Source organism: Pseudomonas sp. TJI-51 (assembly GCF_000190455.2).
Lineage (GTDB): Bacteria > Pseudomonadota > Gammaproteobacteria > Pseudomonadales > Pseudomonadaceae > Aquipseudomonas > Aquipseudomonas juntendi.
Genome location: NZ_AEWE02000094.1, coordinates 16,922 through 29,795, shown reverse-complemented (window position 1 = coordinate 29,795; position 12,874 = coordinate 16,922). Strand labels below are relative to the sequence as shown.

The window sequence follows — 12,874 nt, the reverse complement described above, 5'->3', positions numbered from 1 at the left end:
GTCAGCCTTCCCAACCGGCCTGGTACAGCTTGCCGTGAGCCTTGTCCAACGCTGCGCGTACGACAGGCGAATGTTGGTAGATGTCGACGAACTGTGCCAGGCGTGGGTCGTTTTTGCTCTGCGGGCGAATCACGAATTGAATCACGTACTCCTTGTTTTCCAGACCGTCGAACAGCAGCGCTGAACTGGCATCGAAGCTGTTGGCCAGGCGAATGTATGCCGGGTACCCCTGCACCAGGTCGGCGTCGTCATAGGCACGCACCAGCTGCACGGCTTCGACTTGCAGGATCTTCAGCTTTTTCGGGTTGGCGACAATGTCGTCCTCGGTGGCTTTGTAGCCAACCCCTGGCTTGAGCGTGATCAACCCGGCCTTGGCCAGCAGTTGCAGGCCGCGGCCGCTGTTGATCGGGTCGTTGGCGATGGCCACGCTCGCCCCTTCAGGCAGGTCGGCGAAGCTTTTGTACTTTTTCGCGTACAGGCCCACGTTGTTGATGATGCCCGGTGCATAGGGCACCAGGTCGAAGCCCGCAGCCGCCTTGGCATTCTCCAGGAACGGGATGTGCTGGAAGTAGTTCACGTCGATGTCGCCGCTGTTGAGGCTGACATTGGGCGCGATCCAGTCGCTGAACTCGATCAGCTTCACCTCCAGGCCTTGCTTGTGGGCTTCTTCCACGGCGGCTTCCAGCGGGATCGCAAAGGCCGAGGTAGTGCCGATCTTCAGGGGTTCGGCGGCCTGGGCAGTGGCGCACAGGCCGAGGGACAGGGCGATGGCCACGACGGGCCGGAACAGTTTTTCAAGCATGGTGCAGGGCTCCAGTCGGTGCAGGGGTAGGGGTGCGGGTAAAGCGGTAAGCCGAACCAGGGTGGTCGGCGGGCAAGTGCGGGTGGTCGGCCTGGAACAGTTTCTGGCGCAGGGTGCCCTCGGCGTACGCGGTCTTGTAGCGGCCGCGTTGTTGCAGTTGAGGAACGACCAGGTCGATGAAGTCCTCAAAGCTCTCCGGGGTGACGGTGCGGGTCAGGTTGAAGCCGTCCAGGCCGGTCTCGTCGAGCCAGGCGATCAACTGGTCGGCGACCTGCTCGGGGTCGCCGACCACCTTCACGTAGCGCCCGCCCAGCGCGTGCTGTTGCAACAGGCGCCGGCGGGTCCAGGCGTTGCCCTGCAACTGGCGGGTGGCTGACTGAATGGCGTTGCCCTGGCTGAAGGGGATCGGCTCGTCCAGTGCATAGGCCGCGAAGTCAATGCCGGTCGAGGCCGCAAAATGTGCGACGCCGGCCTCGGCGCTGGCGTGCTGCAGATACTCGGCATGCTTGGCCTGGGCCTGTTGCTCGGTCGCCGCGACGATTACCGTGATGCCCATGAAGACCTTGACCGCCTGCGGGGCGCGCCCGGCAGCCGAGGCAGCCGCGCGTACCTGCTCGACCTGGGCGCGGGCCGCGGTCTTGTCCTGAGCGCTGATGAAGACACATTCGGCATGTTGCCCGGCGAAGCCCAGGCCGCGTTGCGAACTGCCTGCCTGGAACAGTACCGGGGTGCGCTGCGGCGAGGGCTCGCACAGGTGGTAACCGTCGACCTTGTAGAACTCGCCATGGTGCTGCACCTTGCGCACCTTGTCGGGGCGGGCATAGATGCGCTGCTCGCGGTCAGCGACCACCGCGTCGTCAGCCCAGCTGCCCTCCAGCAGCTTGTACAGCACCTGCAGGTATTCGTCGGCCTGGTCGTAGCGGCGGTCATGTTCGGGTTGCTGTGCCAGGCCCATGGCGCGGGCGGCACTGTCGAGGTAACCGGTGACGATGTTCCATCCAACCCGGCCCTGGCTCAGGTGGTCCAGGGTGGATAGGCGTCGGGCGAACAGGTACGGCGCCTCGTAGGTCAGGTTGGCGGTAAGGCCAAAACCCAGGTGGCGAGTGACGGCGGCCATGGCCGAAACCAGCAGCAAGGGGTCATTGACCGGCAACTGGATGGCCTCCTTGAGGGTGACGTCCAGCGATTGCCCATAGATATCGTAGGTACCGACGATATCGGCGATGAACAGCCCATCGAACAGGCCGCGCTCCAGCAGGCGTGCGAGCTGGGTCCAGTACTCCAGGCTGGTGTACTGGGTCGAAGTGTCCCGTGGGTGGGTCCACAGGCCGTGGTTGATGTGCCCGACACAGTTCATGTTGAAGGCATTGAGCAGGATTTGCTTGGCCATCAGAGCGTCCCCCGGCGTGGCGGATTGACGTCGTTGAGGTAGTAATTGCCGATGGCGTGGTATTTCCAGCGGACCGGGTCGTGCAAGGTGTGCACGCGGGCGTTGCGCCAATGGCGGTCGAGGTTGTGCTCGGCCAGCGTCGCTTGGCTCCCACTCAGTTCAAACAGGGCAGTGCCGGCGGCAAGCGCGATTTCCGTGCTGATGGCACGCGCTTCGGCCACGGCGATGGACGCCGCGGCGACGGTGTTGGCGGTGCTGTCGTTGCGGGCGCGGTCGAGGTATTCGCCAGCGCGTTCCAGCAGGGCTTCGGCCGCGTGCAGGCGGATCGCCAGGTGGCCGAAGCTTTTCAGCGTCAGTGGGTCATCGCTTGCCTTGTCCAGGCCTGCGTCGACCCATGGTCGGCTGCGGGTGCGCACGAAGTGCAGGGCATCCTCGTAGGCGGCGCGGGCGATGCCGGTGTCGATGGCGGCGTGAAGAAGCTGCGCCAGCGGGCCGACCGGGGTGGGGCGCTCGAAGGCACTCTGGAAAGGCACCACGTCCGCTGCGCTGACGTAAACGTTGTCCAGCAGAACCGAGCCACTGCCGGTGGTGCGCTGACCAAAGCCGCTCCAGTCGTCGATCACCTGCACGCCCTGGCTATCGGCCGGCACGAACACCAGGTGCTGCACGCCCTGTTCATCGACCACCGACGTAGGAATACGCTGGGCGTAGATGGCGCCAGTCGCGTAGAACTTGCGGCCATTGATGCGAAAGCCGTCACCGTCACGGCTCAGGCGGGTGGTGCGTTCGTTGGCGGTCTTGGTACCCAGTTCGGCCAGGGCATTGCCGAAACGGCGGCCGGCCAGTACTTCGCCATACAGCCGCTTCTGTTGTTCGGGGCTGCCGTTTACCCGCAGTACTTCCAGGCTGTAGAAATGATTCTGTGGGATCTGCCCCAGCGAGCCGTCGGCCTGGGCGATGCGGGCGATGACCTTGGCCAGGGTGACGTTGGACACGCCAGCGCCGCCGAAGGCCTTCGGCACACTGATGGCCCACAGGCCGGAGCGGGTGAACAGGTCCAGTTCGCTGTGCGGCAGCCGGCGTTCGCGGTCGCGCAGGGCGCTGTCGCGGCGCAGTTGTTGGGCGATTTCGTCGGCGACATGCAGGGCTTGGGTGTCGCTGGTGATGATTCTGATGGTCATGGGTTTCTCCGGGCCTTGGGAGCGCTATGCGGCCCATCGCGACACAAGGCCGCTCCTGCAGGGATACGCGGTTCCATGCCGGTCCGCGCCACGGGTAGGAGCGGCCTTGTGTCGCGATGGGCTGCAAAGCAGCCCCCAAGGCCATTGAATTCAGATCCAGGAATGCCGCGCGGGCAAGGTCCCGTTAAGGTGGTAAGCCCCAACCGCGTGGTACTTCCAGCGCACCGGGTCATGCAGCGTGTGCACCCGGGCGTTGCGCCAGTGGCGGTCGAGGTTGAATTCGGCAAGGGTGGCGCGGCTGCCAGCCAGCTCGAACAGCTTTTCGCTGGCCTGCAGGGCAATTTCAGTGGTCAGCACCTTGGCTTCGGCCACCGCAATGGACGCGCGCGCAGCGCTCGCGGCATCCACGGGCGCGGCGCTGACCTCGTCAAGCACCTGCGCGGCCTTGCGCAGCAACGCTTGCGCCGCATGCAGTTCAAGCTTCAGGCGCCCGACGTCAGCGATCACGTAAGGATCGTCGCTGGCGCGCTCGACATTGGCGTCGACCCAAGGCCGCGACTTCTCGCGAACGAACTTGATCGCATCTTCGATGGCCGCTTCAGCGATACCTGCATCGATTGCTGCCTGGATCAACTGCGACACCGCGCCCTGGGTATTGGGTATATCGCGCTGGCGCCAGTTATCGATCACCAGCGCCGCCTCCACCGGCACCTGGTCCAGCAGTACCGTGCCGCTGGCGGTGGTGCGCTGGCCAAACCCGGACCAGTCATCGACGATGCGCAACCCCGAGCTGCCTCTACGTACGAACGCCAGGCGCTGACGGCCGTCGTCGTCCAGGGCTTTGACCGCCACCCAATGGGCGAACAGGGCGCCGGTGGAATAGAACTTCTCGCCACTGATGCGATAACCGTCGCCGTTGCGGGTGATACGCGCGGTGAGCGTGAGGGTGTCCTTGGTGCCGCGTTCGGGCCCAGCATTGCCGATGCGCCAGCCTTCGAGCACGCTGCGGAAAACAAACGCCTGTTGCGCTTCGCTTGCCGTCAGGCGCAGCAATTGCAGGATGCCGAACTGGTTCTGCGGGATCTGCCCCAGGGCCGGGTCGGCGGCGCTGATCAGGCGGAACACTTCGGCGATGGTGGCGAACGAAACATCGGGGCCACCGTGGGCCTTGGGTACGCTGATGCTACCCAGCCCGCTGCGGGTGAACAGCTCGACCTCGGCCCATGGCAGCTTGCGTTGCTGGTCGCGGCGGGCGGCATGCTTGCGGGCGACCTCGGCCAGTTCGCGTGCCACTTGCAAGGCTTCGGCGTCGTTGCGCAACACCTTGGCTGGCAGCAACGGGGGAGCGCTGTCGAGATCGCTGTGTAATAGGCTGTTGGGTTGGCTGGACATCAGTACCGCTCCTTGGCTGTACTCAATGCCCTGGCGTTACGCACTGGGGAAATTGTGATGCTGACCATTCCTGACCTCGCGAAAAGTAAAGCCGCTACAGCTGGTCGCGGCGAACGTGTGCTGGTCCGGTGGTCCGGTTGATATACCCTAATGCTTTATAAAAATTTAATGAACTAACTCTTTGGAATATATATAGAAGGAGAGATTTCCGCGGCTACGCCGACCTCTTCGCGGATGAACCCGCGAAGGGCCCAGAGCAGGCCTACTCGGAAGCAGCAGTCCCAAGGAACTTGCGCAAGAACTGCCGGGTACGCTCTTCCTTCGGCGCAGCAAACAGCGCTTTGGCCTCGCCTTGCTCCACGATCACGCCTTTGTCGAAGAAGATCACCCGGTTAGCCACGTCACGGGCAAAGCTCATTTCGTGGGTGACGATGACCATGGTGCGCCTTTCTTCCGCCAGGCCGCGAATGGTCGCCAGCACTTCACCCACCAGTTCCGGGTCCAGCGCCGAGGTCGGCTCGTCGAACAGAATCACCTCGGGCTCCATGGCCAAGGCGCGGGCGATGGCCACCCGCTGCTGCTGGCCACCGGACAGGCGACGCGGGTAGGCATCTTCCTTGCCCGCCAGGCCAACCTTGGCCAGCAAGCGGCGGCCCAGTTCGACAGCCTGTTCGCGCGGGGTCTTCTTGACGATCACCGGCCCCTCGATCACGTTTTCCAAGGCTGTGCGGTGCGGGAACAGGTTGAAGTTCTGGAACACGAACCCGGCCTGCTGGCGCAACCGGCGGATCGCACTTTGCTGCCCCCCCAGTGGGTGGTTGGCATCGATGCTGATGGCGCCGATCTTTATCTGCCCGGCGTCGGGCGTTTCCAGCAGGTTCAGGCAGCGCAGGAAGGTGGTCTTGCCCGAGCCGCTGGGGCCGATGATGGCCACCACCTCGCCGGGCTGTACGGTCAGGTCAATGCCGTTGAGCACGGTCTGGCCCTTGAACCGCTTGGTCAGGCCTTTGACTTCAATCATGCTCAATGCTCCTGGTCATGCTGGTTGACCCGCGCTTCCATACGGTTCTGGAAGTGCGCGAGGATGCTGCACAGCACCCAGTAGATAACCGCCACCGCCACGTACATGGTGAACACTTCGAAGGTGCGTGCAGTAATCAGCTGGGCCTGGCGGAACAGCTCGGGTACCTGGATGGTGGCTGCCAGGGCGGTGTCCTTGACCAGCGAAATGAAGCTGTTGCCCAGCGGTGGCAGGGCGGTGCGCAGGGCCTGGGGCAGGATCGCCCGGCGCATGGCCTGCACCCGGGTCATGCCGATGCTGGCCGCGGCTTCCCATTGGCCACGGTCAATCGATGAAATCGCCGCGCGCAGGATTTCGCAGATGTAAGCCGCCATGTTCAGCGACAGGCCAATCAGCGAGGCCGGGATAGGGTCGAGTTCGATCCCGATCTGCGGCATGCCGAAATAGATCACGAACAGTTGCACCAGCAGCGGCGTGCCGCGAAAGAACGACACATAGATCCGCGCCAGCCAGTTGAGCGGCAATACCTTCGACAGCCGCATCAGCGCCAGGGCAAAGCCCAGCACCAGGCCGAAGAACATGCCGCCCACGCTGAGCAGTACGGTGTAACCCGCGCCCTTGAGCAGGAAGGGCGCGGAGTCGGCTACGAGTTGCAGGCTTTCGGCGATCATTTAGTGACATCGGCACCGAAATATTTTTCCGACAGCTTGGCCAGCGTGCCGTCAGCCTTGAGCTTGTCGATGGCCTTGTTGATGGCCGCCAACAGTTCAGGCTCGCCCTTGCGCAGAGCCACGCCGCTTTCCAGGCGCGAGAAGGCAGGGCCGGCCAGTTCGGTGTCTTTGGCTTTTTGCGCGTATTCCAGCGCCGCCAGGCGGTCGATCAGGATGGCGTCGATGCGGCCGTTGCGCAGGTCGGCGAATTTGCTCGGGTCGTCTTCATAAGTGCGCACCTCGGCTTTCGGTACGTCTTGTTTCACCCACTGTTCGTAGTTGGTGCCCAGACCCACGCCGACTTTTTTGCCGGCCAGATCCTGTGCACCATTGATATTCAGCTGCTCGGCCTTCTTCTTGAGAATCAGCGCCTGGATGCCGGAGATGGTGTAAGGCTCGGAGAAGTCATACTTCTTCTTGCGTTCTTCCGAAATGGTCACCTGGTTGACCACGATGTCCAGCCGTTTGGACTCCAGCGCGGCGAGAATACCGTCCCACTTGGTTGGCTGGATCTTGGCCTTGACCCCCAGCTCTTTAGCCAGCAGTTCGGATAGCTCGACTTCAAAACCGGTCAGCTTGCCGTTTTCATCCTGAAAGCTGAACGGCGGGTAGGTGCCTTCGAGGCCGACGTTGATCACGCCTTTTTCCTGAATGGTTTTCAGCTCTTCGCCGGCGAAGGCCTGGCAGAGCAGACCAGCACCCAGCACAAGGGCCAGGCTGGCATTGAGTAGCGGTTTGGCGAACTTCGACATGGCAGAGCCCCGCGCGTGTTGTGTAGGGAGAGGGTGGCGACTATAGAATTGGCTTTTTAGGCCTGGAAATAATAAAAAATTATTTTGTTATTTCCATTTTGTTCGTTATCAGAGCGTGATTGCTTTGAGGGTAGGCGAGGTTGCCTGCGCCGTCACCGCAGGGTGTGCCCGACATGGCGCAGGATGGAATAAAGCGTAGTTTTTTCCAAGAGGCGGATTTGCCGTAGAGTGGATTGCACGCAGGCACGCCCGGCCCTTTCGCGGGCATGGCGAAACAACCCGATGGCCTATACGGCAGGAGAAAACCGTGAGCGAACAACCATTATCCGGGCGCTGGCAGTTGCAGAGCATCGTAACCGGCCTGCGCGGCGCGCGTGAGCAGTGGCGCACCCGCAATGGCCGCAGCAGCGGCGAGCAGGGTGGCCGCGAGCTGCCGTCGCGCGAGGCGATGCGGCAGATACTCGAGCAACTCTGTGGTGCGCTGTTCCCTATGCGCCTGGGCCCGGTCGACCTGCGCGAAGAAAGTGAAGATTTCTACGTGGGCCACACCCTCGATGCCGCCCTGACCGCCTTGCTGGCCCAGGCCCGACTGGAGCTGCGTTACGCCGCCCGGCAAAGCCAGGCCGAGCTGGCCGGTGTGGATGCTCACGCGCTGAGGCTGGTACAGGATTTCGCGGCAGCCTTGCCAGCGCTGCGGGTGTTGCTCGACACCGATGTGCTGGCTGCCTACCACGGCGACCCGGCGGCCCGTAGCGTCGATGAGGTGCTGCTGTGCTACCCCGGCGTGCTGGCGATCATCCATCACCGCCTGGCGCACCATCTGTACCGGGCAGGTCTGCCACTGCTGGCGCGCATCAGTTCGGAACTGGCGCATTCAGCCACCGGTATCGACATTCACCCTGGCGCGCAGATCGGGCCGGGTTTCTTCATCGACCACGGTACGGGGGTGGTCATCGGCGAAACCGCGATCATCGGCGAGCGCGTGCGTATCTACCAGGCTGTGACCCTTGGCGCCAAGCGTTTCCCAAGCGACGAGTCGGGCACCTTGCACAAAGGCCTGCCACGCCACCCAATCGTCGAAGACGATGTGGTGATCTATGCCGGCGCCACGGTACTGGGGCGCATCACCATCGGTAAAGGCTCGACCATTGGCGGCAACGTGTGGCTGACCCGCAGTGTGCCAGCCGAGAGCAACATCACCCAGGCCAACTTGCAGCTGGATTGCCAAGACAAGCATTGACCTGAAATTTGCCTGGCGTGCACCGGCACTTTTCAAGGTGAAACGGGCTCTTACAAGGACCGCACAGCGAGCGACCGATGTGCGCGCCAGGCGCGGGTTTGCCCGCGAAAAGGCCGGGCCAGAAGCGCGCCAGTCGGCGCCCCAATTCGCATTGAACACCGATCCATGTTTAACTTGAACGCTTGTTCAATGAAAAAACGCTGGTCCGCTGCCGGTGTTCAACAGGAGGATTCCTTTGCTGAACCCGTTCATTCCGAACCTCACGTCTGTTGACGAGGTGCCTGCCCCATGAGTGCACCGACCCCATCCCTTTCCACCAGCAAGATCCGCATGAACCCGCCGGTGTTCTACTTTGCGGCAAGCTTCATCCTTATCTTCGGCCTGGTGGTCATCTCCAACCCGCAAACCGCAGGCGACTGGTTGCTGGCGGCGCAGAACTGGGCGGCCAATACGGTCGGCTGGTACTACATGTTGGCAATGACCCTGTACCTGGTCTTCGTGGTGGTCACCGCCTTGTCCGGCTACGGCAAGATCAAGCTCGGTGCCGACCACGACGAGCCCGAGTTCAGTTACCTGTCATGGGCCGGCATGCTGTTTGCGGCTGGCATCAGCATTACGTTGTTCTTCTTCTGTGTGTCCGAACCGCTGACCCATATGCTGCAGCCGCCCCAAGGCGAAGCGGGCACTGCCGAGGCCGGGCGCCAAGCCATGCAGATCCTGTTCCTGCACTGGGGGTTGCATGGCTGGGGCGTGTTCGCCTTCGTCGGCATGGCGCTGGCCTACTTCGCCTACCGCCATAACCTGCCGCTGGCGTTGCGTTCGGCGCTGTACCCGCTGATCGGCAAGCGCATCAACGGGCCGATCGGTTATGCGGTGGACGGCTTCGGCATCATCGCCACCGTGTTCGGCCTCGGCGCCGACATGGGCTTTGGCGTGCTGCACCTGAATGCCGGCCTGGATTACCTGTTCGGCATCAGCCACAGCCAGTGGGTGCAGGTGATCCTCATCACCCTGATGATGGGCGCGGCGGTGGCCGTAGCCGTTGCCGGGGTAGAGAAGGGCGTGCGGGTAATGAGCGACATCAACCTGTTCCTGGCCTGCGCATTGCTGCTGTTCGTGCTGTTCGCCGGGCCTACCCAGCACCTGTTCAACACCCTCATCCAGAACCTTGGCGATTACCTGGGCGCCTTGCCGCGCAAGAGCTTCGACGTGTATGCCTACGGTGAGAACCGCGACTGGCTGGGTGGCTGGACAGTGTTCTACTGGGCCTGGTGGATTGCCTGGGCGCCGTTCGTGGGCTTGTTCATTGCGCGCATTTCCCGCGGCCGTACCATCCGCGAGTTCGTCTTTGGCGTGCTGCTGATCCCGCTGGGCTTCACCCTGGCGTGGATGTCGATCTTCGGCAACAGTGCCCTGGACCAGGTCATCAACCACGGCATGACCGCGCTGGGCCAGTCGGCCCTGGACAACCCGTCCATGAGCCTGTACCTGCTGCTGGAAACCTACCCCTGGAGCAAGGTGGTGATCGCCACCACGGTGTTCATCAGTTTCGTGTTCTTCGTCACCTCGGCCGACTCTGGCACCGTGGTGCTGTCGACCTTGTCGGCCACCGGTGGGGATGCCGATGAGGACGGGCCGAACTGGCTGCGCATTTTCTGGGGCGCGATGACCGCGCTGGTCACCAGTGCGCTGTTGTTCGCGGGCAGCATCGATTCGCTGAAGTCGGCGGTGGTACTGACCTCGCTGCCGTTCTCGTTGATCTTGCTGTGCATGATGTGGGGGTTGCACAAGGCGTTCTACCTGGAGTCGCAACGGCAGATCGCGCAAATGCACTCGCTGGCACCGTTCGCCCAGTCACGCCGCGGCCGCGGCGGCTGGCGCCAGCGCTTGAGCCAGGCGGTGCACTTCCCGTCGCGTGACGAGGTGTACCGCTTCATGGACGATGTGGTGCGCCCGGCGATTGCCGATGTGCGTGAGGTGTTCGAGCAAAAAGGCCTGGTGCTGATTACCCAGGATGACCCAAGCCACGACAACGTCAGCCTGAAAGTGGGGCATGGTGAAGAACAGCCGTTCATTTACCAGGTGCAGATGCGTGGCTACTTCACGCCATCGTTCGCCCTGGGTGGGCTGGGCACGCAGGAGTTGAAGAACCGCCGCTACTACCGGGCGGAGGTGTACCTGAGCGAAGGCAGCCAGAACTACGACCTGGTGGGCTACAGCAAGGAGCAGATCATCAACGACATCCTCGACCAGTACGAGCGGCACATGCAGTTCCTGCATCTGGTCCGCTGACCAGGCGTTCCTGCTCTGGCCTCTTCGCGGGTAGGCCCGCTCCCACAGGTTCATCACAGGTTTCGAAGCCGGTGCCGGACCTGTGGGAGCGGGCGTGCCCGCGAAGAGGCCAGAACAGGCAACAACTAAAAGGGCACATCCCCGAGGATCGTCGCCCGGTGCATCACCCGCCGATTGGGCCGGTAGTCATCCACGGCAAAATGCTGGGTCACGCGGTTGTCCCAGAACGCCACGTCATGCTCCTGCCAGCGCCAGCGAATGCTGAACTCCGGCCGTGTGGCATGGGCGAACAGCAGCTTCAGCAACGCCTCGCTCTCCAGCTCGCTCAGCTCATTGATGCGCGTGGTAAACCCCTCATTGACGAACAACGCCTTGCGCCCGCTCACCGGATGCGTACGCACCACCGGGTGCGACAGGGGCGGGTTGTTGCGCCGCGTGGCTTCCCAGCGCGCCAGGTCTTCAGCGGTGGTGCCAAAGCGTTCCAGCGGGAACGACTTGGTGAAGTCGTGAGTGGCGGTCAGCCCGTCGAGCATGCCCCGCAGCGGCGCCGACAAGGCTTCAAAGGCAGCGATGCCGCTGGCCCACAAGGTATCGCCACCGTAGGCCGGCAACTGCTTGGCACTGAGCACCGCACCCAGTGCCGGGGTTGGCAGGAAGGTCACGTCGGTGTGCCACACGGCGTTGTCGCGCACATCAGTGACCGCCGTGTCGAGCACCAGCACCTGCGGGGTGTCCGGCACGTTGGGGTAGATCGGGTGAATGTGAAGGTCGCCGAAGCGGGCGGCAAAGCGCGCCTGTTGTTCCGGGTTGATCGGCTGGTCGCGGAAGAACAGCACCTGGTGCTGCAGCAGCGCCTGTTCAATGGCGTCGCGTTGTGCTGCGGTGATGTCGCGGCTGATGTCCACGCCGCTGATCTGGGCGCCGAGCGCCGGGCTGAGGGGAGTGATGGTCAGGCTCATGTCAGTCTCTTCAATCAGGCGCCAGTGTGCTGGCGTGGACAATGGGGTTCAGTGGCTTTGCCCGTGCCAGGGCACCAGCTTGCGTTGCAGGGCGCGCAGGCTCATTTCCAGTGCGAAGGCGATCAAGGCGATCAGCAGGATGCCCAGCACTACTACGTCGGTAACCAGAAACTGCGCCGCCGACTGCACCATGAAGCCCAGGCCACTGGTGGCGGCAATCAGCTCGGCGGCGACCAGCGTCGACCAGCCAACCCCCAGGCCGATGCGGATCCCGGTGAGGATGTCGGGTAGCGCGCTCGGCAGGATCACGTGCCGGATCAGCTGAGCCTTGCTTGCGCCCAGCGACTGCGCTGCACGCAACTTGGCCGGGTCGACGGTACGTACGCCGGTGGCGGTGGCAATGGCGATCGGCGCAAAGATCGCCAGGAAGATCAGCAACACCTTCGACAGCTCGCCGATGCCGCACCAAATGACAATCAGGGGCAGGTAGGCCAGCGGCGGGATCGGCCGGTAGAACTCGATCAGCGGGTCGAGGATGCCGCGTGCCACGCGGTTGTAGCCGATGGCGATGCCCACCGGGATGGCGGTCAGCGTGGCGGCCAGCAGGGCCACGCCGATGCGCCCCAGGCTGGCGCCCAGGTGCTGCCACAGGCTGGCATCCATGTAACCCTGGGTCAGCAAGGTCCAGCCCTTGGCCAGGATGTCGCCGGGCGAGGGCAGGAACAGCGGCTCGACCCAGCCGGCGGCAGTCACCAGCCACCACGCCAGCAACAGGCTGGCGAGGGTCAGGGTGCTGATCCAGCGGGTGGAACGCGGGCGGCGCAGCTTGATGGCTGGCCGGGGTTGGGCGTCGTGTTTGCCGGTAACCGGCAGGTCCAGGCTGCTCATGCGCGCTCCTGCAGGCTTTGGCGTTGGGAAAACACCCGCGCCAGTACGTGCTCGCGGGTTTCGATGAAGGCCGGGTCGGACTTGATCGCCCGGGCCGATTCGCCAGCGGCATAACGCTGGCCGAAGTCCAGTTGCAGGCGTTCCACCACGCGCCCCGGGTTGGGTGCCAGCAGAACCAGTTCGCTGGCCAGGAATACCGCTTCTTCGATGTCGTGGGTAATCAGGAACACCGGCTTGGCGGGGGGCT

General features: G+C 63.4%; 11 protein-coding genes and 1 pseudogene. 2 read left to right on the top strand and 10 right to left on the bottom strand.

Annotation, left to right across the window (positions count from 1 at the left end):
* Position 1 precedes the first annotated feature (1 nt).
* From G1E_RS19740 to tcyJ, 7 genes are all read right to left on the bottom strand, one after another.
* Complete coding sequence (locus G1E_RS19740) at positions 2–802, bottom strand: MetQ/NlpA family ABC transporter substrate-binding protein (protein WP_009682224.1); 801 nt, start codon at positions 800–802, stop codon at positions 2–4.
* A complete protein-coding gene (locus G1E_RS19735) occupies positions 795–2,192 on the bottom strand; it encodes an LLM class flavin-dependent oxidoreductase (protein ID WP_009682225.1) in 1,398 nt (465 codons plus the stop codon). The genes G1E_RS19740 and G1E_RS19735 overlap by 8 nt, the downstream gene beginning before the upstream one ends.
* Positions 2,192–3,373, bottom strand: a complete 1,182-nt coding sequence (locus tag G1E_RS19730; protein WP_009682226.1) for an SfnB family sulfur acquisition oxidoreductase — start codon at positions 3,371–3,373, stop codon at positions 2,192–2,194. The genes G1E_RS19735 and G1E_RS19730 overlap by 1 nt, the downstream gene beginning before the upstream one ends.
* Positions 3,374–3,523: 150 nt before the next feature.
* Entirely contained in the window at positions 3,524–4,765 is a 1,242-nt protein-coding gene (locus G1E_RS19725) for an SfnB family sulfur acquisition oxidoreductase (protein WP_009682227.1), read from the bottom strand.
* A gap of 262 nt (positions 4,766–5,027) precedes the next feature.
* On the bottom strand, positions 5,028–5,786 hold the full coding sequence (gene tcyN / locus G1E_RS19720; protein WP_009682228.1) for an L-cystine ABC transporter ATP-binding protein TcyN: 759 nt from the start codon (positions 5,784–5,786) through the stop codon (positions 5,028–5,030).
* Between the two features lie 2 nt (positions 5,787–5,788).
* The gene (tcyL, locus tag G1E_RS19715) at positions 5,789–6,457 is read right to left on the bottom strand and encodes a cystine ABC transporter permease (protein WP_009682229.1); all 669 of its coding nucleotides are present in this window, start codon (positions 6,455–6,457) and stop codon (positions 5,789–5,791) included.
* Positions 6,454–7,248 (bottom strand): cystine ABC transporter substrate-binding protein, encoded by a 795-nt coding sequence (tcyJ, locus tag G1E_RS19710; RefSeq protein WP_009682230.1) that lies wholly within the window; start codon positions 7,246–7,248, stop codon positions 6,454–6,456. Before tcyJ ends, tcyL begins: the two co-directional genes overlap by 4 nt.
* 307 nt (positions 7,249–7,555) lie before the next feature.
* On the opposite strand from tcyJ, the gene epsC reads away from it, so the two are divergent.
* Both epsC and betT read left to right on the top strand, forming a co-directional pair.
* A complete protein-coding gene (epsC, locus tag G1E_RS19705) occupies positions 7,556–8,488 on the top strand; it encodes a serine O-acetyltransferase EpsC (protein WP_009682231.1) in 933 nt (310 codons plus the stop codon).
* Positions 8,489–8,776: 288 nt separating this feature from the next.
* Positions 8,777–10,780 (top strand): choline transporter BetT, encoded by a 2,004-nt coding sequence (gene betT, locus G1E_RS19700; RefSeq protein ID WP_009682232.1) that lies wholly within the window; start codon positions 8,777–8,779, stop codon positions 10,778–10,780.
* Positions 10,781–10,905: 125 nt separating this feature from the next.
* Here betT and tauD read toward each other — a convergent pair whose 3' ends face one another.
* From tauD to tauB, 3 genes and pseudogenes are all read right to left on the bottom strand, one after another.
* Entirely contained in the window at positions 10,906–11,739 is an 834-nt protein-coding gene (tauD, locus tag G1E_RS19695) for a taurine dioxygenase (protein WP_009682233.1), read from the bottom strand.
* A gap of 48 nt (positions 11,740–11,787) precedes the next feature.
* Positions 11,788–12,627 carry a taurine ABC transporter permease TauC gene (gene tauC / locus G1E_RS19690; RefSeq protein WP_047150042.1) on the bottom strand — a complete coding sequence of 280 codons (840 nt, stop codon included), beginning with the start codon at positions 12,625–12,627 and terminating at the stop codon, positions 11,788–11,790.
* Positions 12,624–12,874: pseudogene (gene tauB, locus G1E_RS29720) on the bottom strand (taurine ABC transporter ATP-binding subunit); the annotation flags it as partial. The pseudogene tauB and the gene tauC, both read right to left, overlap by 4 nt.

Bases quoted from the DNA above. Each gene is read 5' to 3' on its own strand.
- G1E_RS19740 (WP_009682224.1), bottom strand. From the start codon at position 802: ATGCTTGAAAAACTGTTCCGGCCCGTCGTGGCCATCGCCCTGTCCCTC.
- G1E_RS19735 (WP_009682225.1), bottom strand. From the start codon at position 2,192: ATGGCCAAGCAAATCCTGCTCAATGCCTTCAACATGAACTGTGTCGGG.
- G1E_RS19730 (WP_009682226.1), bottom strand. From the start codon at position 3,373: ATGACCATCAGAATCATCACCAGCGACACCCAAGCCCTGCATGTCGCC.
- G1E_RS19725 (WP_009682227.1), bottom strand. From the start codon at position 4,765: ATGTCCAGCCAACCCAACAGCCTATTACACAGCGATCTCGACAGCGCT.
- tcyN (WP_009682228.1), bottom strand. From the start codon at position 5,786: ATGATTGAAGTCAAAGGCCTGACCAAGCGGTTCAAGGGCCAGACCGTG.
- tcyL (WP_009682229.1), bottom strand. From the start codon at position 6,457: ATGATCGCCGAAAGCCTGCAACTCGTAGCCGACTCCGCGCCCTTCCTG.
- tcyJ (WP_009682230.1), bottom strand. From the start codon at position 7,248: ATGTCGAAGTTCGCCAAACCGCTACTCAATGCCAGCCTGGCCCTTGTG.
- betT (WP_009682232.1), top strand. From the start codon at position 8,777: ATGAGTGCACCGACCCCATCCCTTTCCACCAGCAAGATCCGCATGAAC.
- tauD (WP_009682233.1), bottom strand. From the start codon at position 11,739: ATGAGCCTGACCATCACTCCCCTCAGCCCGGCGCTCGGCGCCCAGATC.
- tauC (WP_047150042.1), bottom strand. From the start codon at position 12,627: ATGAGCAGCCTGGACCTGCCGGTTACCGGCAAACACGACGCCCAACCC.